Annotated in this window: 23 protein-coding genes and 5 tRNA genes; 4 read left to right on the top strand and 24 right to left on the bottom strand. The window is 41.4% G+C overall.

The features are described from left to right. Positions 1–65: 65 nt before the first annotated feature. From rplL to CRO16_RS12580, 21 genes are all read right to left on the bottom strand, one after another. On the bottom strand, positions 66–443 hold the full coding sequence (rplL, locus tag CRO16_RS12680) for a 50S ribosomal protein L7/L12 (RefSeq protein ID WP_097056746.1): 378 nt from the start codon (positions 441–443) through the stop codon (positions 66–68). Positions 444–500: 57 nt separating this feature from the next. Next, entirely contained in the window at positions 501–1,022 is a 522-nt protein-coding gene (rplJ, locus tag CRO16_RS12675; RefSeq protein ID WP_097056745.1) for a 50S ribosomal protein L10, read from the bottom strand. Between the two features lie 12 nt (positions 1,023–1,034). Continuing rightward, the gene (rplA, locus tag CRO16_RS12670) at positions 1,035–1,733 is read right to left on the bottom strand and encodes a 50S ribosomal protein L1 (protein WP_097056744.1); all 699 of its coding nucleotides are present in this window, start codon (positions 1,731–1,733) and stop codon (positions 1,035–1,037) included. Positions 1,734–1,751: 18 nt separating this feature from the next. Then, entirely contained in the window at positions 1,752–2,189 is a 438-nt protein-coding gene (rplK, locus tag CRO16_RS12665; protein WP_097056743.1) for a 50S ribosomal protein L11, read from the bottom strand. 76 nt (positions 2,190–2,265) lie between these two features. Further along, positions 2,266–2,817 (bottom strand): transcription termination/antitermination protein NusG, encoded by a 552-nt coding sequence (gene nusG, locus CRO16_RS12660; protein ID WP_029035716.1) that lies wholly within the window; start codon positions 2,815–2,817, stop codon positions 2,266–2,268. Between the two features lie 11 nt (positions 2,818–2,828). Further along, complete coding sequence (gene secE, locus CRO16_RS12655; RefSeq protein WP_097056742.1) at positions 2,829–3,026, bottom strand: preprotein translocase subunit SecE; 198 nt, start codon at positions 3,024–3,026, stop codon at positions 2,829–2,831. A gap of 139 nt (positions 3,027–3,165) precedes the next feature. Next, positions 3,166–3,238: transfer RNA gene (locus tag CRO16_RS12650), tRNA-Trp, on the bottom strand. Positions 3,239–3,299: 61 nt separating this feature from the next. Continuing rightward, positions 3,300–4,487, bottom strand: a complete 1,188-nt coding sequence (tuf, locus tag CRO16_RS12645; protein WP_097056741.1) for an elongation factor Tu — start codon at positions 4,485–4,487, stop codon at positions 3,300–3,302. A 58-nt stretch (positions 4,488–4,545) separates the two neighbouring features. Continuing rightward, positions 4,546–4,617: transfer RNA gene (locus CRO16_RS12640), tRNA-Thr, on the bottom strand. A 164-nt stretch (positions 4,618–4,781) separates the two neighbouring features. Then, positions 4,782–4,854: transfer RNA gene (locus CRO16_RS12635), tRNA-Gly, on the bottom strand. Positions 4,855–4,926: 72 nt separating this feature from the next. After that, a tRNA-Tyr gene (locus CRO16_RS12630) sits at positions 4,927–5,012 on the bottom strand. 150 nt (positions 5,013–5,162) lie between these two features. Continuing rightward, positions 5,163–5,236 (bottom strand) — tRNA-Thr (locus CRO16_RS12625). A gap of 97 nt (positions 5,237–5,333) precedes the next feature. Beyond that, positions 5,334–5,639: a ribosome hibernation-promoting factor, HPF/YfiA family gene (hpf, locus tag CRO16_RS12620; RefSeq protein WP_097056740.1), complete on the bottom strand. Its 306-nt coding sequence runs from the start codon at positions 5,637–5,639 to the stop codon at positions 5,334–5,336. 27 nt (positions 5,640–5,666) lie between these two features. Then, positions 5,667–6,572 (bottom strand): tyrosine-type recombinase/integrase, encoded by a 906-nt coding sequence (locus tag CRO16_RS12615; protein ID WP_097056739.1) that lies wholly within the window; start codon positions 6,570–6,572, stop codon positions 5,667–5,669. Between the two features lie 89 nt (positions 6,573–6,661). Continuing rightward, positions 6,662–6,856 (bottom strand): 30S ribosomal protein S21, encoded by a 195-nt coding sequence (gene rpsU, locus CRO16_RS12610; protein WP_029035711.1) that lies wholly within the window; start codon positions 6,854–6,856, stop codon positions 6,662–6,664. Positions 6,857–7,031: 175 nt separating this feature from the next. Then, a complete protein-coding gene (locus CRO16_RS12605) occupies positions 7,032–8,201 on the bottom strand; it encodes an acyl-CoA dehydrogenase family protein (RefSeq protein WP_097056738.1) in 1,170 nt (389 codons plus the stop codon). A gap of 59 nt (positions 8,202–8,260) precedes the next feature. Next, positions 8,261–9,139 carry a ComEA family DNA-binding protein gene (locus CRO16_RS12600; protein ID WP_097056737.1) on the bottom strand — a complete coding sequence of 293 codons (879 nt, stop codon included), beginning with the start codon at positions 9,137–9,139 and terminating at the stop codon, positions 8,261–8,263. Positions 9,140–9,154: 15 nt separating this feature from the next. Then, positions 9,155–11,239: an amino acid carrier protein gene (locus CRO16_RS12595; protein ID WP_097056736.1), complete on the bottom strand. Its 2,085-nt coding sequence runs from the start codon at positions 11,237–11,239 to the stop codon at positions 9,155–9,157. A gap of 128 nt (positions 11,240–11,367) precedes the next feature. Beyond that, positions 11,368–11,598, bottom strand: a complete 231-nt coding sequence (locus tag CRO16_RS16350; RefSeq protein ID WP_097056735.1) for a PspC family transcriptional regulator — start codon at positions 11,596–11,598, stop codon at positions 11,368–11,370. A 12-nt stretch (positions 11,599–11,610) separates the two neighbouring features. Further along, positions 11,611–12,900 carry a DUF2851 family protein gene (locus CRO16_RS12585; RefSeq protein ID WP_097056818.1) on the bottom strand — a complete coding sequence of 430 codons (1,290 nt, stop codon included), beginning with the start codon at positions 12,898–12,900 and terminating at the stop codon, positions 11,611–11,613. A gap of 78 nt (positions 12,901–12,978) precedes the next feature. After that, complete coding sequence (locus tag CRO16_RS12580; protein WP_097056817.1) at positions 12,979–13,674, bottom strand: SGNH/GDSL hydrolase family protein; 696 nt, start codon at positions 13,672–13,674, stop codon at positions 12,979–12,981. A gap of 78 nt (positions 13,675–13,752) precedes the next feature. Here CRO16_RS12580 and CRO16_RS12575 point away from each other — a divergent pair, with 78 nt between their 5' ends. From CRO16_RS12575 to CRO16_RS12565, 3 genes are all read left to right on the top strand, one after another. Beyond that, positions 13,753–14,316 (top strand): hypothetical protein, encoded by a 564-nt coding sequence (locus CRO16_RS12575; protein WP_097056734.1) that lies wholly within the window; start codon positions 13,753–13,755, stop codon positions 14,314–14,316. A gap of 78 nt (positions 14,317–14,394) precedes the next feature. Beyond that, positions 14,395–14,592, top strand: a complete 198-nt coding sequence (locus tag CRO16_RS12570; protein ID WP_097056733.1) for a hypothetical protein — start codon at positions 14,395–14,397, stop codon at positions 14,590–14,592. A 59-nt stretch (positions 14,593–14,651) separates the two neighbouring features. Continuing rightward, a complete protein-coding gene (locus CRO16_RS12565; protein WP_143544537.1) occupies positions 14,652–14,969 on the top strand; it encodes a hypothetical protein in 318 nt (105 codons plus the stop codon). Between the two features lie 63 nt (positions 14,970–15,032). Here CRO16_RS12565 and CRO16_RS12560 read toward each other — a convergent pair whose 3' ends face one another. Together CRO16_RS12560 and CRO16_RS12555 are read right to left on the bottom strand one after the other, a co-directional pair. Further along, positions 15,033–16,013 carry a PLP-dependent cysteine synthase family protein gene (locus CRO16_RS12560; protein ID WP_097056816.1) on the bottom strand — a complete coding sequence of 327 codons (981 nt, stop codon included), beginning with the start codon at positions 16,011–16,013 and terminating at the stop codon, positions 15,033–15,035. Between the two features lie 91 nt (positions 16,014–16,104). Continuing rightward, positions 16,105–17,340: an ABC transporter permease gene (locus tag CRO16_RS12555; protein WP_097056731.1), complete on the bottom strand. Its 1,236-nt coding sequence runs from the start codon at positions 17,338–17,340 to the stop codon at positions 16,105–16,107. Between the two features lie 8 nt (positions 17,341–17,348). Here CRO16_RS12555 and CRO16_RS12550 point away from each other — a divergent pair, with 8 nt between their 5' ends. After that, on the top strand, positions 17,349–18,569 hold the full coding sequence (locus CRO16_RS12550; RefSeq protein ID WP_097056730.1) for an exo-beta-N-acetylmuramidase NamZ family protein: 1,221 nt from the start codon (positions 17,349–17,351) through the stop codon (positions 18,567–18,569). Between the two features lie 70 nt (positions 18,570–18,639). On the opposite strand, the gene CRO16_RS12545 is transcribed toward CRO16_RS12550, so the two are convergent. Further along, complete coding sequence (locus CRO16_RS12545) at positions 18,640–19,011, bottom strand: four helix bundle protein (protein ID WP_097056729.1); 372 nt, start codon at positions 19,009–19,011, stop codon at positions 18,640–18,642. Positions 19,012–19,128 lie beyond the last annotated feature (117 nt).

The following is a 19,128-nucleotide window of genomic DNA, read 5'->3' as shown; positions in this document are numbered from 1 at the left end:
AAATGGTTTAGACCTCAGAGAACCTAATCTCCGGGTCTAAACCTATAAGTGTGTGTTGGTTTAGCTTACTTAAGCTCAACCTCAGCTCCTGCTTCTTCTAACTGTGCTTTTAATGCTTCAGCTTCGTCTTTAGAAACTCCCTCTTTTACTGGTTTTGGAGCACCATCTACCAATTCTTTAGCATCTTTCAAGCCAAGACCGGTAAGTTCTTTTACTAATTTCACTACGGCTAGTTTTGATCCACCCGGAGCTTTAAGGATTACGTCAAATTCAGACTGCTCTTCAGCGGCTTCCTCACCACCAGCGGCAGCACCACCAGCAACAGCAACAGCTGCAGCAGCAGGCTCAATCCCGTATTCGTTTTTCAAAATATCAGCTAACTCATTAACCTCTTTTACTGTCAAGTTAACCAATTGTTCTGCGAAATCTTTTAAATCTGCCATTTTCTATCGTTTTTAAAATGTAATGTAATTTATGTTTGTTAAAAAGTGCGTACTATATTATCCTTCCTTTTCTGAAAGGGTCTTAAGAATTCCTGCGATCTTACCACCACCAGATTTAAGTGCCGAAATAACATTTTTGGCAGGTGATTGTAATAATCCAACGATATCTCCAATAACTTCTTCCTTAGATTTGATGCTAACCAGGGTATCCAGTTTATCATCTCCAATGAAGATAGCCTCTTCAATAAACGCGCCCTTTAGTAAAGGCCTATCAGATTTTTTTCTGAATTCTTTAATTACTTTAGCCGGTCCATTTCCAGTTTCAGAAAACATGATCGAAGTATTTCCCTTCAATACTGAAGGAAGTTCTCCAAAATCTTTATCTGAACTCTCCATGGCCTTAGCCAAAAGTGTGTTCTTAACTACCGCAAGCTTTACGTTTGCCTTAAAACAAGCTCTACGTAAATTTGACGTATTCAAGGCGTTCAAGCCAGAAATATCGGCCAGGTAAATAGTAGTATTATCAGCTAACTGGGCAGTTAAATCTTCAATTACTCTTGATTTTTCTTCTCTTGTCATAATCTAATAATATTATTGCTCAGTGAACCTTTTGGTATCAACTTCAACGCTAGGGCTCATAGTGCTGGACATGTAGATACTTTTAATATATACACCTTTAGCCGCCGTAGGTTTTAATTTTACCAGGGTAGTTAATAATTCTCTTGCGTTACCTGCTATTTTCTCTGCATCAAAAGATGCTTTTCCAATACCGGCATGAACAATACCTGTCTTATCTACTTTGAAATCGATCTTACCGGCTTTTACATCAGATACAGCTTTTGCTACGTCCATAGTAACAGTACCGGTCTTTGGGTTAGGCATTAAACCTCTTGGTCCAAGGATACGTCCTAATGGTCCAAGTTTCCCCATAACGCTGGGCATAGTGATGATCACATCAACATCTGTCCAACCTCCTTTGATCTTTTCAAGGTACTCATCTAGTCCAACATAATCTGCGCCGGCTTCTTTAGCTTCTGCCTCCTTATCTGGAGTCACAAGAGCCAAAACCTTTACATCCTTACCTGTACCGTGTGGTAAGGTAACAACGCCACGCACCATTTGATTCGCTTTACGGGGATCAACGTTCAACCGAACGGCGATATCCACAGAAGGATCAAAATTTACGTTGGAAATCTCTTTTATTAAAGCTGAAGCTTCTGCAACCGAATAAGTTTTACCTTTTTCAAGTTTAGACTGTGCTTCCTTTTGCTTTTTAGTCAATCTTGCCATTTTTAATTTCTTTTTGGATTAAAAAGGTGCCTGTCCTTTTACAGTAATTCCCATAGATCTTGCTGTACCTGCCACCATCTTCATTGCAGACTCAATTGTGAATGCATTTAGATCTGTCATTTTATCTTCAGCAATGGCTCTTACCTGATCCCAAGAAACACTGGCTACTTTTTTACGGTTCGGTTCCCCTGAACCCTTTTTTGTTTTTGCAGCTTCCATGATTTGAACTGCAGCCGGTGGAGTCTTAATTACAAAGTCAAAAGACTTATCTTTAAAAACTGTAATTACAACAGGAAGTATTTTCCCCTGTTTATCCTGAGTTCTGGCGTTAAATTGCTTACAGAACTCCATGATATTAACTCCGGCAGCACCTAAAGCTGGTCCAACTGGTGGTGATGGGTTAGCAGCACCTCCGCGAACTTGTAACTTAACAACCTTACTTACTTCTTTTGCCATTTTATTAATTTTAAGACGATAGTTTTGTTAGTGGAAGCATACTAAAACTATCCAAAAATATATAGTGTAACAGTTATTATACTTTTTCTACCTGCATATAACTTAGTTCCAATGGTGTCTTTCTACCAAAGATCTTCACCATCACCTCAAGCTTACGCTTCTCTTCATTGATCTTTTCAACAGTTCCGTTAAAGCCGTTAAAAGGACCATCAATTACTTTTATAGTTTCACCAATGGTAAATGGAATTGCAACATTATCTGCTTTCACAGAAAGTTCATCCACTTTACCAAGCATTCTGTTAACTTCAGATTTTCTTAAAGGCACAGGATCTCCTCCTTTTGTCTCGCCCAAAAATCCAATAACACCGTTTATAGATTTGATAATGTGTGGGATCTCTCCGCCTATATTGGCTAAGATCATTACATACCCGGGGAAGTAAACTCTTTCTTTATTGACCTTTTTGCCATTGCGTATTTGAATGACCTTTTCTGTAGGAACAAGCACTTCTTCAATAAAATCCTCCAGGCCTTCATGAGCGATTTCGCGCTCAATATATTCCTTAACTTTATTCTCTTGTCCGCTAACGGCACGAACTACATACCATTTTTTGTCTTTCACCTCTGCCATAGCAATAATTTTTACGATTTAATCCATTCAAAATATTGCTCTATCACACCGCTAAAAACAGTATCCACACCCCAGATCAATAATGCAAAGATTATTGAGAACACAACCACCACGATAGTAAGTCTTTGAGCTTCTGCCCAGGTAGGCCAGGTCACGTGGTTCTTTAATTCATTATAGGACTCTGAAACGTAATTTGCTATTCCCGCCATGGTATTCAATTTTTATTGCTTAACTTCCATTAAGCTTTGGCTCCCGTAACTACCCCTTTTCTTTGGAAGAATTTCGATGGCCATGTAGTTGATCAATATGTTTCTGAAAAAAGAGGTTTGTGATCCCTCTTTTTTTATGCACGGGTTGAGAGACTCGAACTCCCGACACCTGGTTTTGGAGACCAGTGCTCTACCAACTGAGCTAAACCCGTATATATAAGTCAAGGCATTCACCGGGGTGAATACCTCAACTTTATATGATAGACTTAATAATTAGTCTAAGATTTCAGTAACCTGTCCAGCTCCTACTGTTCTACCACCTTCACGGATAGCAAAACGCAGACCAACGTTCATTGCGATTGGCTGGATCAATTCAACATGAATAGTCAAGTTATCCCCAGGCATTACCATTTCTACTCCTTCCGGAAGAGAAATTGTTCCTGTAACGTCTGTTGTACGTACGTAGAACTGTGGACGGTAATTGTTGTGGAATGGAGTGTGACGTCCACCTTCTTCTTTCTTAAGGATATAAACCTCAGCTTTGAATTTAGCGTGTGGAGTTACAGATCCTGGCTTAGTGATTACCATACCTCTTGAGATCTGAGTTTTCTCAATACCTCTTAGAAGGATACCAACGTTATCACCGGCTTCACCTCTGTCAAGGATCTTACGGAACATCTCAACTCCTGTAATAGTAGAAGTAAGTTTTCCAGCACCCATACCAATGATCTCTACAGGATCTCCGGTGTTTGCAACACCAGTTTCAATACGACCGGTTGCAACAGTACCACGACCAGTAATAGAGAATACATCCTCGATAGGCATAAGGAATGGCTTATCAACATCACGCTCTGGCATTTCGATCCAGCTGTCAACAGCCTCCATTAAGTCAAGAACAGTTTTTGTCCATTTCTCATCTCCGTTAAGAGCACCAAGAGCAGATCCTGAAATTACAGGTCCGTTATCTCCATCATATTCATAGAAAGAAAGAAGATCTCTTACTTCCATTTCCACTAGCTCAAGAAGCTCCTCATCATCAACAAGGTCAACTTTGTTAAGGAACACAACGATTCTTGGAATACCTACCTGGCGACCAAGAAGAATGTGCTCACGAGTTTGTGGCATTGGACCATCTGTAGCCGCAACTACAAGAATAGCACCGTCCATTTGAGCAGCACCAGTTACCATGTTCTTCACGTAATCGGCGTGACCTGGACAGTCAACGTGTGCATAGTGACGATTTGCAGTTGAATACTCTACGTGTGAAGAGTTGATGGTAATACCTCTCTCTTTTTCCTCCGGAGCGTTATCAATCTGATCAAAAGATCTAGCTTCTGAATAACCGGCATCAGCCATTACCTTAGTAATCGCTGCTGTTAAAGTTGTTTTTCCGTGATCTACGTGTCCAATCGTACCTATGTTAAGGTGCGGCTTGGACCGATCGTAAGTTGCCTTTGCCATAATTAATACTTATTTAATCTTAGTTATATATTAGTGTTCAATTTTATACAAAATCTCGAGCCAACGATGGGAATTGAACCCATGACCTCTTCCTTACCAAGGAAACGCTCTACCCCTGAGCTACGTCGGCAAAAAAAGTCACCTCCAACAAAGCTGTGTTTGGGGGAGACAACTAAAGGTTCTAAAAAAGCTGCTAATTTTTCCTAGCAGAAAAACACGCCGTAGCGTGAGAATCTTAAGGGCTAAAAAGAAGCAAACTTCCTTCTTAACTCCAGCCTTCAAAAGAAAGCCTAGAGCGGGAGACCGGGTTCGAACCGGCGACATTCAGCTTGGAAGGCTGACGCTCTACCAACTGAGCTACTCCCGCAATTCTTAAATTCCAAGTCTCAAGCACCAAATCCCAATTTGGTATTTGGAATTTGTAGTTTGGAATTTAAAGTGGTGGGGAGAGCAGGATTCGAACCTGCGAAGTTATAAAACAACAGATTTACAGTCTGTCCTCGTTGGCCGCTTGAGTATCTCCCCAATTTTTACCTTTTCAATATTTCAGAGAACCATCACTTTGGAATGGCTAATTTTTGAAGCCGCAAATTAACTGAAAATTAATTTACCCGCCAAAGCTTTTTAATTCAAAATTTCAAGAACTTTAAAAACCTCATTTCTGCGGTTTTTCAGAGCCGATGGAGGGACTCGAACCCACGACCTGCTGATTACAAATCAGCTGCTCTAGCCAGCTGAGCTACATCGGCCTTTAACTACCTTTTTTCACAAAAAAAGTCCGCTATTTCTAACGGACTGCAAATGTATAAATTTAATTCTGTTCTCAAAATTTTTGAGAAAACTTTTTTACGCTACCTGCACATTAAATTTTCTTTTCCGTTTTTGAAGTTGGCGCTCCAAAGAATTAACACATTCATCTACACCTACTTCGAATTTTCTCCCTCTCTTTTTACATATGATCTCGTCTCCGGGAATACTTAATAATATTTCTGAAATTTTATTCTCCTTATCACTGGATTTTTCAACCTTTAAAAATACGTCTGCATAAATTACATTTTCGAAATGGCTTTCCAGCTTGTCCAGCTTTTTCTGAATAAAATCTACAAGTTTTTGATCGGCGTGGAAGTTTACGGACTGTAAGTTAACTTTCATAATAATTGAAATTTAGTTAAACGATTACTAAGATCCCTTCTTTCTGTTCCGGGGGTGCGCACTGTTGTAGACCCTGTTAAGCTCGGCCATGCTGTTATGAGTATAAACCTGGGTAGCAGCAAGGCTCGAATGCCCCAAAAGTTCTTTAACAGCATTTATATGAGCACCCTGGTTCAGCAAGTGAGTGGCAAAAGAGTGACGCAGGATGTGCGGACTCTGTTTTAGCTTACTCGAGACTCCTCTAAAGTAATTATTAATTGTTCTGTAAACAAGGGAATCATACATTTTAACGCCTGCTGCAGTGAGAAAAAAATGGTCTCCGGAATTGCCATTTTTGACACCCGCTCTCTCCTTAAGATAATCAGTAATGCCGGCCTTTACAGATGGCAACAAAGGTATGAACCGCTCTTTGTTCCCCTTCCCTTTCACCTTCAATAAACCCGAAGAAAGGTCAATATCTCCCAGTTTAATTCCAATTAATTCACTGCGGCGTATTCCGGTTGAGTAGAATAGCTCCACCATCAATTTATTCCGAAGCTCCTCAAAACCCTCGGCCGGGATTTTTTGCAGCGCAGTGTTTATTTCTGTTTCCGAGAATGGCACCTGTAACTTGCGTGTCGTTTTCAAAGCCCGGTGTTTTGCCAAAGGAGAAACCTCAAGCTGCTTTGTTTTTAATAAAAATCGGTAGTACGCTTTTATTGAAGACACCTTACGATTTACACTGGAATTCGAAAGCCCCTGTTCCACCAGGTTTACTACCCAACTCCTCACCTGGGATGGATTTACCTCTCTAAGATCTTCCTTCCCGAATGTGGAGGAAATAAAATCAGCAAAAGTCAAAAGATCGGCCCGATAGGCAGTAATGGTATGTACTGAATTCTTTTTTTCGAATTCCAGGTAATCGAAGAATTTTGAAAAGTCGCTTTGGGGCATAAAAAAACTGTTGACAGGCAAAGTTAGAAAACTTTGACCTACCAACAGTTATTATTGTATACCTAAGAACTCAGGCTTAGGAATTGATACTAGATCTCTTCCTGATCTCTTAGATGCTGAATGTAAGCAGCTTTTTGGATTTGAGCCCTACGTTCTACTGACGGTTTTGTGAATGCCTGCCGATCTCTCAACTGGCGCATAGTGCCTGTACGATCAAATTTACGCTTGAAACGCTTCAGCGCTCTATCAATATTCTCTCCGTCTTTAACTGGTATAATTAACATAGTGTCACCTCCTTTCTTTAAAAATTAAGGTGCAAAGATAATTGAAATCTCTAAACCCGCAATTATTCGATTATTTAATTTTAATTTATTTCAAACATCGTAGTTCAACCAACAAATTCCAGGAACCAAATTCCAAGATCCGGAGTATTTTGAATCTTGAATTTTGAATCTTGAATTATTCCGCTGCCGGCTTATATTCCTTCCCATCGATGATCATCTTAGCAATGATCTCCCTTAGGATCTCTGAAGTTCCACCCCCAATTGGACCTAAACGGCTATCTCTTGAAAGTCTTGCCAATGGGTAATCTTCCATATATCCATACCCCCCGAGGAACTGAAGACATTTGTAGATCACCTCATCTGCGATCTTGGTAGATAAAAGTTTTGACATACTGGCTTCTTTAACTACGTAGACCCCTCGTTTCATTCTTTCGGCAATGGAATAATTAAATTCTGTCGCCATCTCCACCTCACTTGCCATTTCGGCCATGCTGTGGCGCAGTGCCTGGAATTTATTAATAGTCTTGCCAAAAGCTTCTCTTTCGCTCATGTACTGCAATGTATAATCTATTGCGAATTGAGCACGGGCATGCGCATTGATCCCCATAATAAGCCTCTCAAAGGCGAAGTGTTGCATGATATAAGGGAAACCTTTGCCTTCTTCTCCCATTAAGTTGGAAGCCGGGATCTCTACATTATCAAAAGCAATCTCGGCAGTATCCGACGCTCTCCATCCCAATTTATCAAGTTTGGTAGCAGAAATTCCGGGAGTATCGCGGTCCACGATAAAGATACTCATCCCTTTATTCTTTAATTCCGGGTTTGTCTTGGCTGCCACTACCAAATAATCTGAATAAACCCCGTTGGTGATAAAGGTTTTTGATCCATTGATCACATACTTATCACCCTTTTTAACGGCTGTAGTCTTCATTCCGGCTACATCACTTCCCCCTGCGGGTTCAGTGATACACAGACAACCAATTAGATCACCGCTTATACTGCCTGTAAGATATTTTTCCTTAATAGCTTCATCGCCTTCTTTTGCAACATGAGTCATGGCAAGATAAGCATGTGCCCACATTGCAGCAGCAAATCCGCCGCTGTTGATCTTTTGTAATTCTTCGAGAAAGATCACCGTATAAAAAATGTCCAGATTGAGTCCGCCGTATTGCTCCGGATAATTGAGTCCAAAGTAGCCCATGTCCCCAAATTTCTTCCAGATAAAACGCTCAATAGTGCCGGTTTTTTCCCATTTCTCAATATGCGGCACCACCTCCTTTTGTAAAAATTCCCGGAAGCTTTTCCTGAATAATTCGTGCTCTTCTGTAAAATATCTGCTGTTCATAAAGTTGTTTTCTGAATGTTGTTTTCTTTAACCTGAAAATTTTTGGGGATGAGAAAAACTTAATTTTCCCGGTTGATCGTCAAATATAAATTAATTCTGTCTAATTTATCTACGGGAAAATCCTTTATCTCTAACAGTTCATCGAAACTTTCGATCTTTCCTACCTCTTCCCTGTATTTCACCACAGCCCTTGCCTGCTCATAATTCAAATAAGGAATTTCTACGAGCTGCATCAGCGTGATAGCATTTATATCAAGCTTTTCAACTGCTGAAGGCTTTACTTCAAACCTTTGCAGCAGGCTTTCGATGACCTGTGGTGATAAGCCGTATACATCTTTGAGTTGTGCATTCCCCCTGAAGCCTCCGATGCTGTTCCTGTAATTAACGATTCTTGCTGAAAGTTTTTCTCCAATCCCGTTTATTTTCTGAAGTTCTTCGGCAGTGGCAGCATTGAGATCAGTTTTTGGAAGCGGTGTGGAAAATGCCTTTTTTGACACCTTATTTTTTTCGGAAGCACCCTCCCTGAAGTCGGGAAATTTAAAGGAGGGTGTAAGGATCTTCAGCAAAGAATCTGAAACTCCTGTTACCTCCTGAAACTCTTCAGCAGAATTCACCCATAGCTCCTGCGCCCTATACTCATGAAGCCTGTCAATTTCTTCAAGAGACATTCCCAGCATATAGCCTTTATAATCTGAAATAAAATTGGGATTGAATGGCTTAAGAGGAATGGATATTTCCTGCGACCGCACCTGCTTAAGGGAATCTATTTCCTTTTGCAGCTGAAGGACCACCTTTTCATGCTCAGGATCCTCTTCCACTTCAGAAGAAAAAGGATAGAAAAAATAAACCAGCTGCAGCAGAATTATGACCGCTACCAAAATAAAGATCCCATTTTGCTGACTTCTGTTGAAAACAAAATGGGACCTGAAATTTTTCATGTTATGCTGGAAGGCTTAAGAAGCTTTCTTCACCCGCTCTTTTTCTGGTTTTCTAAAGAGCTCTCCTCTTTTCAGCTTTTTACGGTATTCATCAAGATCTCTTTTCACCTCTCCACTCATAATATAAAGTCCTATAATGTTAGGAAAGGACATGGCAAGGATCATCATATCTGAGAAATCGAGGACGGCACCAAGACTAACTGAGGCTCCAACTACAACGAAGAAAAGGAAAAGACTTTTGTAAACCACCTCTGTCTTTTTGCTCTTTCCAAAAAGGTAGGTCCAGGCGCGCATTCCATAGTAAGACCAGGAGATCATGGTTGAGAAGGCGAAAAGGAAAACTGCGGTTGCCAAAACGTAGGGAAACCAAGAAATCACACTTCCAAAAGCACTGGAAGTAAGCTCAACTCCTCCTATTCCCTCTACTTCATGCATTCCTGTGAAGATAAGCACCAACGCAGTAAGTGTACAAACCACCACTGTGTCTATAAATGGCTCTAATAAAGCTACAAACCCTTCAGAAGGAGGATGGTGAGTTTTAGCCGCACTATGGGCGATTGCTGCAGACCCTACTCCGGCTTCATTAGAGAATGCTGCTCTCTGGAAACCTACAATAAGAACTCCAATAATCCCACCTTTTAAGGCACTTGGACTAAAAGCTCCATCCCAGATTGCAGTGAATGCGGGACCGATGTTTTCGATATTCACCCCAATTACAATAAGAGCTCCAAGAATGTAAATTCCGGCCATTATAGGAACGATCTTTCCGGTCACTTTTGCGATACTGGAAATACCTCCAATGATCACGATTCCCACAAGGATTGCTACGACTATTCCAAAGATGAATCCGTTTCCTGCAAGGATAGGGAACTCTCCGGCAAGAATTACAAAGGACTGGTTAGCCTGGAACATGTTCCCACCTCCAAAGGAGGCTCCAATAGCAAGAATAGCAAAGAATACGGCCAGAAATTTCCCCAGACCTTTTTGCCCTCTTTTCTCAAGACCATAACGCAAATAGTTCATTGGCCCACCAAAAACCCGGCCTTCACTATTTATAAAACGATATTTTACCCCCAGTGTACATTCCACAAATTTGGAGGACATCCCCAGTAAACCTGCAATGATCATCCAGAAAGTCGCACCTGCACCTCCTAAAGATACAGCCACGGCTACCCCCGCAATGTTACCAAGACCCACTGTTCCGGAAACCGCAGTAGCAAGCGCCTGGAAATGCGTAACCTGCCCCGGCGCGTTTGGATCATCATATTTTCCTTTGGCAAGATGCAGGGCATGTTTAAAACCACGAAAATTTATAAAGCCCATTCTCAAGGTGAAGAACAAAGCTCCCAGCACCAGCCATATTACAATAAATGGAATATCTTTTTGCTGGAAATCCCCATTAGGATGGGTTAAAGCTACTGGATTTTCATAATCGATTGCAGCAAGATATTGTGCTCCCTGCTCAATCACATGCTCCTTATTTTCGGAATTATAAATTACGCCACCTTCCTTTACCAAATACCTAAGGGTACCTGTTGCATTGGCATTAGCCGTAATACTTTCTCCGTTTTTGTTGACCACTGCAATAGGATCTCCTTCTTTTACCTGAGCACCTTCCGGCTTCAACCATTCTTCCAGTATAAACTTACCTTCCACGGTTGCTTCCCACTCGGGCGCAGGAACTCTTTTATAATCGGCATAAACTACAGGATCGTAAATACCAATAGCCGAAAAAGGATCCCAAAAGAGGATCCTTCCCATACTCGCAACAATAGGAGCAAAAGTTCCATTGAAATGTTCGGTAATTGCCTCGGCAGGAACTTTAAAAGTCTCTTCTGCTTTATTTCCTGCAGCATCGGTTACCACAACCGAGTAGTCCACTCCCTCAACCAGGCCTTCTGCCCTGGGTGAATCCAATGGTGTACTTTGGCTGGACCACTTATATTGGTAGGGAGGAGTTCCTCCATTAACCTGCAGCTCAACAAAACCATCATTGATCTCCCTGGTGGGGTTTTGAACATCGGCATTTATCTGCAACTCCTGTGCGGTTGCAGTAAACAAAAAGAACAAAGAAAAAATTGAAAGTAGGGCCTTTCTCATAGAGAAGTTTTAGAATAGTTTAATTGAAATTTTCGGCGAAGCAAGATGCTAAAAATATTAACGTTTTCAAATTTTTGCCGCGTTAAAATGTAAATAAAACGTTAATCGTTGACAGATTCGGTACAAAATTAAAGATCAAAGACAGAAGTTCGTTTGGAATAGATCATGTCTTTGAACTTTAAGAGAAACGCAAGAGTCAAGTAAACTGCGAACCCTATTCCAAAAGTGGCAAAGGAAAGGTAGATAAAAAACAATCTTACGTTTTTTGCCCTCATTCCTAATTTATCTGCAAAACGAGAGGAGACATAGAAACCATGTCGTTCAAAAAAATTCCTGATTTGATTTACCCATCTCTGCATCTTGCGAAGATATTAAAATTGAGGTTCCCTTTGAAGAAGCTTTACTCCTATTGCACAATTTAAACAGGCATTTTTGTCGCAATACTCGTTTTTTAACTGCAAAAGTGCCTGCGATCGAAGTGCATTTACAGCAACCTGCGGCCTTAAAGAGCTGAATTTTTTAATGACCTGGTTTTCTTCAGGAGCAACAGCTTCGATCATTGAAAATTCTTCCCAACCTTCCTCTTTACCCTTACTCCTGGCATAACAGAATTTTAGCGGCACTACTGTATTGATGATCAACAGGTCCATAAAATTAGTGCTCAGGGCCTTTCTTTTGGGACTATGGGATTTATAAAAGGTATAATGGGTTTTCCAGAAATCATTGACCTCCACTTCCAATATTTTATAAAGATCTTTTGCCTGGGCACAATTGATCAAGACATTAAAAAGAGATGCATGTTTATTGTAAATCCCTGCAAGTTGTGCTAACCTTACCTCCGGAAAATTGTCTGGCCGCAACCTGAAATATTTCACCGGTAAAACCCCCTGAGCATTTAATCTGAATTTTTTCCGCAGGTAATTATATTCTTCTTTTAAGCTGAGAAAATATGGCTCTTCACAATCTCCTGACAGTAGCCCCGCCTGCCCCTGGAAAATTGCCTCCAGCTGCAACCGGTTTCCTCTAAGCTTACGCACTACAGAAAAAGGAATGGAAGCCGCGACGCTTAAGAATGCATCACCGTTTATATTTAATCCAAAGTTTTTAGCCAACATTTTAAAGAGTACTGCTTCCCAATCTCCAGCCAGGTTTTCAAAAATGTGGTTTATAAGCAGGCTTTTCTTCTCCAGCCTTTCCACATAGAGTCTTTCAAGCCAGTTATTTAAAAAAAAGTCATCTACTTCGCCAAAATCATTTTGACAATTGATCCATCGATTCCCATTATTTGAACAGAGATCTTCATAGGAATTAACAGTCTCCGGAGCCACCAGGTGGCAAATTTCTACAACCGGGAGACTGGTATTGTCCTTGCGGAATACTTCAACATCATGAACCCACACCACGTGCAGGATGACATTATCGTACGCAGGATCGCTTTCATGACTATGCATATACCAGTCTGAAGAGCGAAGGTGGATCTCCACATTTCCCGCCCATTCCTGATCGCCTATGAGCACCCTGGAGTTAAAGAAGTCGGGGCCCGAGAGCAGGTTATGTGCCCCGGGGGAAATCACCTTTACAGGAAGTCCATCAGCTGTTCTCATCTCCTGATGGTCAAGCTTTTGATACCGCCACAAATAATGTAAATAATCCTCCCGCATGAAATAAAAATAGGAAATATTCCATGTCATCCTGAACCTCAGAATAATTTTTTCAGCACGAAAATCCTTACAGAAAAATTATTTATCGGTTTCTATTTTTTGCAGCACTTCATTAAGGATCAGGTCAACCCAAAGGGTATACATCTTACCACTGGGATGAAGATCATCTGTAGCAATAAGAGATGCATCTTCTTTTGCACGACGCGAAATGGGGGTGATATTGTAAAAATCTATTTCATATTCTGCAGCTACCTTTTGGAAAATTCTATTGAATTCATCCAGCTCCATTCCTATTTTTTCTTCGTTGTCGGCACCAAATGGAGTTACCCCATAATCGGGTATACTCACTGCAAAAACCCCTGCGGCACCATTTTGGGAGAATTGAATCGCTCTTCTAAAAATCTCATGGAGATCTTGTTCATAGTCTTCGGGAGAAAGGCCTCTGTATTGGTTGTTAACTCCAATTAAAACTGAGACCAGGTCAAATTTTTCATTATTTAACTGCGTCTCCATAGCTTCCAACAGCTCCCCGGTAGTCCATCCTGTCCGGGCAATAATTCTGGGCTCTTCTATTTCTATTCCTTCCTCCCGCAATCTTTCCGCTAGCTGCATAGGCCATCGCATAGGTACAGGCACACTTTCTCCAATAGTATAGGAATCCCCTAACGCAAGGAACCTTACCGGATCCTCTTCCAGAACTGTGATATTTTCTGGTTCTTTGCTTTTGCAACCGCTTATAACCAGCAGCAATATTAAAATTAGCTTGTTCTTCATAATGAAAATTAAAGCTACTAAAATAGATTTTTCTGCAGCAGCATAAGGTCTTTCTATATTTACAAAAAACCTTAACACATGAAGACTATTTTTTCCATCTTAGCTATCGTCACCAGTCTGAATTTTTTCGCTCAGGATGCAGATCCTGCGACTGAATTCTGGAATACATTACAACAGTACTGCGGAAGAGCTTTTGAAGGCTATGTGGTGGAAGCCCCGCAAGATGATGCTTTCCGCGGAAAAAAACTCATCATGCACGTGAGGTCCTGTGAAGAGAAGCTGATAAAAATACCCTTTTTAGTGGGAGAAGACAGATCCCGAACCTGGATATTCAGCAAAGAAAATGAAAGAATTCAGTTAAAACATGATCACCGGCATGAGGACGGGACAAATGACGAGGTTACAATGTACGGCGGCACAGCCACCAATTACGGCCTTTCTGATATCCAGGTTTTTCCGGCCGACCCTGAGACTGCACTACTTCTTCCTTTGGCTGCCACCAATGTTTGGTGGGTGACTTTAGATGACAACACTTTTACCTATAATTTAAGACGCATAGGTACGGACAGATTTTTTTCCATTGCCTTTGATCTTAGAAAACCTGTACCCGCTCCTGCAGCACCATGGGGCTGGGAGGATTAAATCTTAATTCAGGGTTAAACCTTAATGAGGGCAGAATAATTTCCGGGAAATATTCTATATTAACACAAAACCGGTTTTATGCAGCCCGAAAAAAGAAAGGATTTTAATGAGCAAGCAGGATCTAAAAAAACCTCAAGCTCGAATAAAATTCCTCTTCCGAAAAAAGAGGGAAAGGGTTTTACCGGCGCACTCAAAAAAGCCGGATTTAAGGTATGGCTGGCGGTGATGATCATTGGCGGAACCCTTGCTTTTATTGTTGCACTTTTCCTGTTATGAAAAAGAGCTACCTCTTTTCAATATTATGTTGCAGCCTATTCCTGGTGAATTTGTTCCTGTTGAAATTTTTCTTCCTACCGGAGTTCTTTTCATCCTACCTGAATGATCTGCTGTGTATGCCCGTAGTTCTGGGAATTTGTCTCTTTTTGATCAGAAAATTCAGCAGAAAAGAACAGCTCAAAATTTCCCTTTTTTCGGCCTTTTCCCTGGCAGCTTTTTATTCGCTTTATTTCGAACTCTACCTGCCGGAAGTTACTCAGCGATACACGGCTGATGTCGTGGACGTACTGCTCTATTTTACCGGTGCATTTGCATTCTGGCTGGTTCAAAGGAAAGATGATCCTCCAATAATTTCAGAAAAGAAAAAAGCTGCCTGAATAGACAGCTCTTTAAAACTTATTTAAATTAAGTCTAGCTTCTTGGTTCTAGGCTCTTGACTCTTATTCTATATATCCCATTTTCCGCATCCAGTCGTCATTGAACATTTTACCCACATAGCGACTGCCGTGGTCATGGAAAAGGATCACTACTACATCATCCTTCTTAAAATGCTCTTTTAGCTGAAGCAAACCTTTTATAGCAGCTCCTGCACTGTTCCCGAGGAACATTCCCTCTTCTTTGGCAAGTCTTTGAGTATAGATAGCCGCATCCTTATCGGTTACTTTTGTAAAGCCGTCAATGATGCTGAAATCCACATTCTTTGGCAAGATATCCTCTCCAATCCCTTCAGTCACATAGGGATAGATCTCGTTTTCATCGAATTCCCCGGTCTCGTGGTACTTCTTAAAAACAGAGCCATAGGTGTCCACGCCCCAAACCTTAACGTTCGGATTTTGTTCCTTCAGGTATTTTCCAACGCCCGAAATTGTTCCGCCCGTACCAACCCCAACAACAAAATGAGTCACTTTTCCATCGGTCTGTCTCCAGATCTCAGGTCCCGTGCTTTCATAATGAGCTTTAGTATTCGAAAGATTGTCGTACTGATTAACGTACCAGGAGTTTGGAGTTTCTTCAGCAAGACGTTTAGAAGTGGAATAATAGGATTGAGGATCATCTGGCGCCACATTGGTGGGACAAACCACCACTTCGCTTCCTACCGCGCGTAAAATGTCAATTTTTTCCTTGGATTGTTTATCGGCCATCACACAAACCATGCGATAACCTTTTACAATGGCAGCAAGGGCAAGTCCCATCCCGGTGTTTCCGGAAGTTCCCTCAATAATGGTCCCTCCGGGTTTTAGAAGTCCGGCGGCTTCGGCATCCTCGATCATCTTCACCGCCATGCGGTCCTTTACCGAATTTCCAGGATTAAAGGTTTCATATTTTGCAAGCACCAGTGCGTCTATACCTTCTGTCAATTTATTGATCTTAACGAGAGGAGTATTTCCGATAGTACCCAGTATGTTTTCAGCGTATTCCATTTCAAAAATTTTCGGCTGCAAAGGTAAGAAAAAAAGCAGCTTTTAAAAGGACACAAAAGGGGTGCCCAAAATGACATTTTTGAAACTTTTCTTAATCGAACTTCATCGCCCTTACCGGCGAGATCCTTGTAATGATATAAGAAGGAATAAGCAGCATGAGCATGCACAGGAACAAGGTCCCCAGGTTTACCCCCACAATGTATTCCCAGCCTATATAAACCGGGGCCTCTGTCACATAATAGGTTTCGGGGTTAAGCGGAATGAGTTTCAGGTATTTCTGTGCGAAAAGTAGGCCTAATCCAATGAGATTTCCCCAAAAAAGCCCAAGAACGATTAGATATCCGGCATTATATAAAAAGATCTTCCTGATACTCCAGTCACTGCTTCCAAGAGCTTTAAGGATCCCTATCATTTGCGTACGTTCCAGGATAAGTACCAGTAAAGCAGTAATCATATTAATTCCCGCAACCAGGATCATGATCCCAATGATCAATGCAATATTGAAGTCAAACAGAGATAACCATTCAAAAATGGAATAATATTGCTGCTTTATGGTGCGGGTATCAAGGAAGGAATCTGTATTTTCATAGATCTCCTGCCCTTTTTCTTCCAGCTCACTAAAATCCGTCAGAAACACCTCAAAATTTCCAACCTGATCTTTCTCCCAGCGGTTTAGCCGCTGGATATGCCGAATATCGGCTATCATGTAAAGCTCATCAAATTCCTGAAAGCCCGAATTGTAGATCCCCTTGATCACAAAGGCTCTGGTAAGCGGCGTTTTACTGCTGTCATCCCTCAAGAAATAGGTCACTGCTTTGTCCCCTACTCCCAGGCCCAGCCTATTGGCCGTATACGAAGACATGAGGATCTCGTCGTTTAATCCTCCCGAAAGATCAGGCAGTTCTCCTTCAATCAGGAAATCTTTAAAATAGTCCCAGTTATAATCTGTACCTACGCCTTTGACAATGATTCCCTCAAAGTCGGTCGCAGTGCGTATTACTCCGCCAATGTAGCCTGTGGCCTGAACATGTTCAATTCCTTCAACAGAAGTAAAGTCAGGGTAAAAGTCCTGATCCGTGGAAATAGGCATTAAAGAAACCTGGGAATTGTTATTGTCATAGCTCGAGATTGTGATATGACCGGTAAAGGCACTCATCTTTTCCCTAATTTTTTGCTGAAGCCCAATTCCCGTTGCAAAAGCCACCAGCATCATGATCACCCCAATTGCAATAGCTACAATTGCAATTTTTATAATAGGTGCCGATATGCTACTTTTGTGTTGCTTCGAGCTTACGAGGCGTTTTGCAATAAAAAATTCAAGATCCAAGAGTAGCTATGAGTTTAAGATTTTTCAAAAGTACATTTTTATTCCTACTTATCACCGCCACCGGCTGCGGAAACAAATCCGAGTCTAAGTCAGTTGCAATTGCTGAAGACGTACAGGCCGAAGTTCAACCCTCTCTAAAAACAGGGGCTGAAAGAACAACCGAATATTTGCCACTTTTGAAAGGTAAGAAAGTAGGTCTGGTAGGAAACCAGACCAGTATCATCCAGACTGAAGCAGGAAACGTACATCTGGTAGATACCCTGCTGGCTCTTGATGTTGATCTAAGAAAAGTATTCGCTCCCGAACACGGCTTCCGCGGAACTGCCGACGCCGGGGAAGTCATTGAGGACGGTAAGGACCCAAAAACAGGCCTCCCCGTCTTCTCCCTCTACGGAAACAATAAAAAACCTTCGGCCGAACAGCTGGAGGACCTTGATATCCTTATTTTTGACCTGCAGGATGTGGGAGTTCGCTTCTACACTTATATCTCTACCCTGCACTACGTCATGGAAGCAGCTGCGGAAAATGATCTTCAGGTCCTGGTATTCGACAGACCAAACCCAAACGGTCATTATATTGACGGTCCGGTGCTGGATACAACACACCAGAGTTTTGTGGGAATGCATCCAATTCCTGTTGTCCATGGAATGACCATAGGAGAATATGCTGAAATGACCAACGGCGAAAAATGGCTGAAAAATGGCGTCCAGACTCCGTTACAGGTGATCAAAATGCAAGGCTATGACAGGAATGAACCTTATGACCTTCCTATCAAACCTTCCCCCAACTTGCCAAATGCAAAGGCAATAAATCTTTATCCAAGTCTATGTTTTTTCGAAGGCACCAATGTAAATGCCGGCCGCGGAACCCAAAAGCAGTTCCAGGTCTTTGGCTCCCCTTATCTTCCTGAAGACAAATACACCTTCTCATACATACCGGAATCCAATGAAGGCGCTAAAAATCCGAAGCACCTGGGCAAAACCTGCTACGGAAAAGACCTTTCTGAAGAGCCACGTCTTGCCAGTTTAAATCTTGAGTGGCTTATCGAAGCTTATAACAATACTTCCCAAAAAGAGGAATTCTTCAATGCTTTTTTCACCAAACTCGCCGGCTCCACAAAGCTTCAGGAGCAGATTGAAAAGGGGATGACTGCAGAAGAGATCAGGGACACCTGGACCGAAGGACTTGAAGACTTTAAAGTGGTAAGGGAGAGGTATTTGTTGTATTAAAAGTGTTGCGGGTTACGGGTTGCGGGTTACGGGTTGCGGGTTGCGGGTTGCGGGTTGAATGAAATTTATATCAGCTTTTCCACGAAGTTTCCACGTATTTTATAAAAGAATTTATTTTTCCCCCAAGGCTATTATACTCCTTTTGTAGATAAAGATGGTCCTTCATTATGCCGGGATACAGATGAACGAGTTTCTCCAGATGATTTAGCGTCTCGTCATTGCTTGCGTGAGAATAGACAAGAAACTTCAGAAAATCAGCTTTATATCTTCTACGGCCATATCCTTCCACAATATTAGTATTTACTGAATCTGCAGACCTGCGAATCTGGCTGCCCAATTCATAAAGTTCATGTTTTGGCAGCTGAAGACTTAAGGAGTGGATCTTGTAAAAGAGAGTAAGAGATATAGAATAAATTTCAAGTTCCTTATAAGATTGTGCCATGCAAGTATGTCTTCAAAATCAAATTAAAAGATACTCAAAATATACTTTTTAAAGAAACAACTCGCAACCCGCAACTCGGAACAGTTAAAAACAACCCTGATATCTAGTACAATACAT

Origin of the sequence: Salinimicrobium sediminis (assembly GCF_900215295.1) — a bacterium.
Lineage (GTDB): Bacteria > Bacteroidota > Bacteroidia > Flavobacteriales > Flavobacteriaceae > Salinimicrobium > Salinimicrobium sediminis.
The sequence above is the reverse complement of the archived record's forward strand: the minus strand, read 5'-3'. Positions and strand labels throughout refer to the sequence as shown.

Coding starts and splice junctions, on each gene's coding strand:
- rplL (WP_097056746.1), bottom strand. CDS start 443: ATGGCAGATTTAAAAGATTTCGCAGAACAATTGGTTAACTTGACAGTA.
- rplJ (WP_097056745.1), bottom strand. CDS start 1,022: ATGACAAGAGAAGAAAAATCAAGAGTAATTGAAGATTTAACTGCCCAG.
- rplA (WP_097056744.1), bottom strand. CDS start 1,733: ATGGCAAGATTGACTAAAAAGCAAAAGGAAGCACAGTCTAAACTTGAA.
- rplK (WP_097056743.1), bottom strand. CDS start 2,189: ATGGCAAAAGAAGTAAGTAAGGTTGTTAAGTTACAAGTTCGCGGAGGT.
- nusG (WP_029035716.1), bottom strand. CDS start 2,817: ATGGCAGAGGTGAAAGACAAAAAATGGTATGTAGTTCGTGCCGTTAGC.
- secE (WP_097056742.1), bottom strand. CDS start 3,026: ATGGCGGGAATAGCAAATTACGTTTCAGAGTCCTATAATGAATTAAAG.
- tuf (WP_097056741.1), bottom strand. CDS start 4,487: ATGGCAAAGGCAACTTACGATCGGTCCAAGCCGCACCTTAACATAGGT.
- hpf (WP_097056740.1), bottom strand. CDS start 5,639: ATGAAAGTTAACTTACAGTCCGTAAACTTCCACGCCGATCAAAAACTT.
- CRO16_RS12615 (WP_097056739.1), bottom strand. CDS start 6,572: ATGCCCCAAAGCGACTTTTCAAAATTCTTCGATTACCTGGAATTCGAA.
- rpsU (WP_029035711.1), bottom strand. CDS start 6,856: ATGTTAATTATACCAGTTAAAGACGGAGAGAATATTGATAGAGCGCTG.
- CRO16_RS12605 (WP_097056738.1), bottom strand. CDS start 8,201: ATGAACAGCAGATATTTTACAGAAGAGCACGAATTATTCAGGAAAAGC.
- CRO16_RS12600 (WP_097056737.1), bottom strand. CDS start 9,139: ATGAAAAATTTCAGGTCCCATTTTGTTTTCAACAGAAGTCAGCAAAAT.
- CRO16_RS12595 (WP_097056736.1), bottom strand. CDS start 11,239: ATGAGAAAGGCCCTACTTTCAATTTTTTCTTTGTTCTTTTTGTTTACT.
- CRO16_RS16350 (WP_097056735.1), bottom strand. CDS start 11,598: ATGCAGAGATGGGTAAATCAAATCAGGAATTTTTTTGAACGACATGGT.
- CRO16_RS12585 (WP_097056818.1), bottom strand. CDS start 12,900: ATGCGGGAGGATTATTTACATTATTTGTGGCGGTATCAAAAGCTTGAC.
- CRO16_RS12580 (WP_097056817.1), bottom strand. CDS start 13,674: ATGAAGAACAAGCTAATTTTAATATTGCTGCTGGTTATAAGCGGTTGC.
- CRO16_RS12575 (WP_097056734.1), top strand. CDS start 13,753: ATGAAGACTATTTTTTCCATCTTAGCTATCGTCACCAGTCTGAATTTT.
- CRO16_RS12570 (WP_097056733.1), top strand. CDS start 14,395: ATGCAGCCCGAAAAAAGAAAGGATTTTAATGAGCAAGCAGGATCTAAA.
- CRO16_RS12560 (WP_097056816.1), bottom strand. CDS start 16,013: ATGGAATACGCTGAAAACATACTGGGTACTATCGGAAATACTCCTCTC.
- CRO16_RS12550 (WP_097056730.1), top strand. CDS start 17,349: ATGAGTTTAAGATTTTTCAAAAGTACATTTTTATTCCTACTTATCACC.
- CRO16_RS12545 (WP_097056729.1), bottom strand. CDS start 19,011: ATGGCACAATCTTATAAGGAACTTGAAATTTATTCTATATCTCTTACT.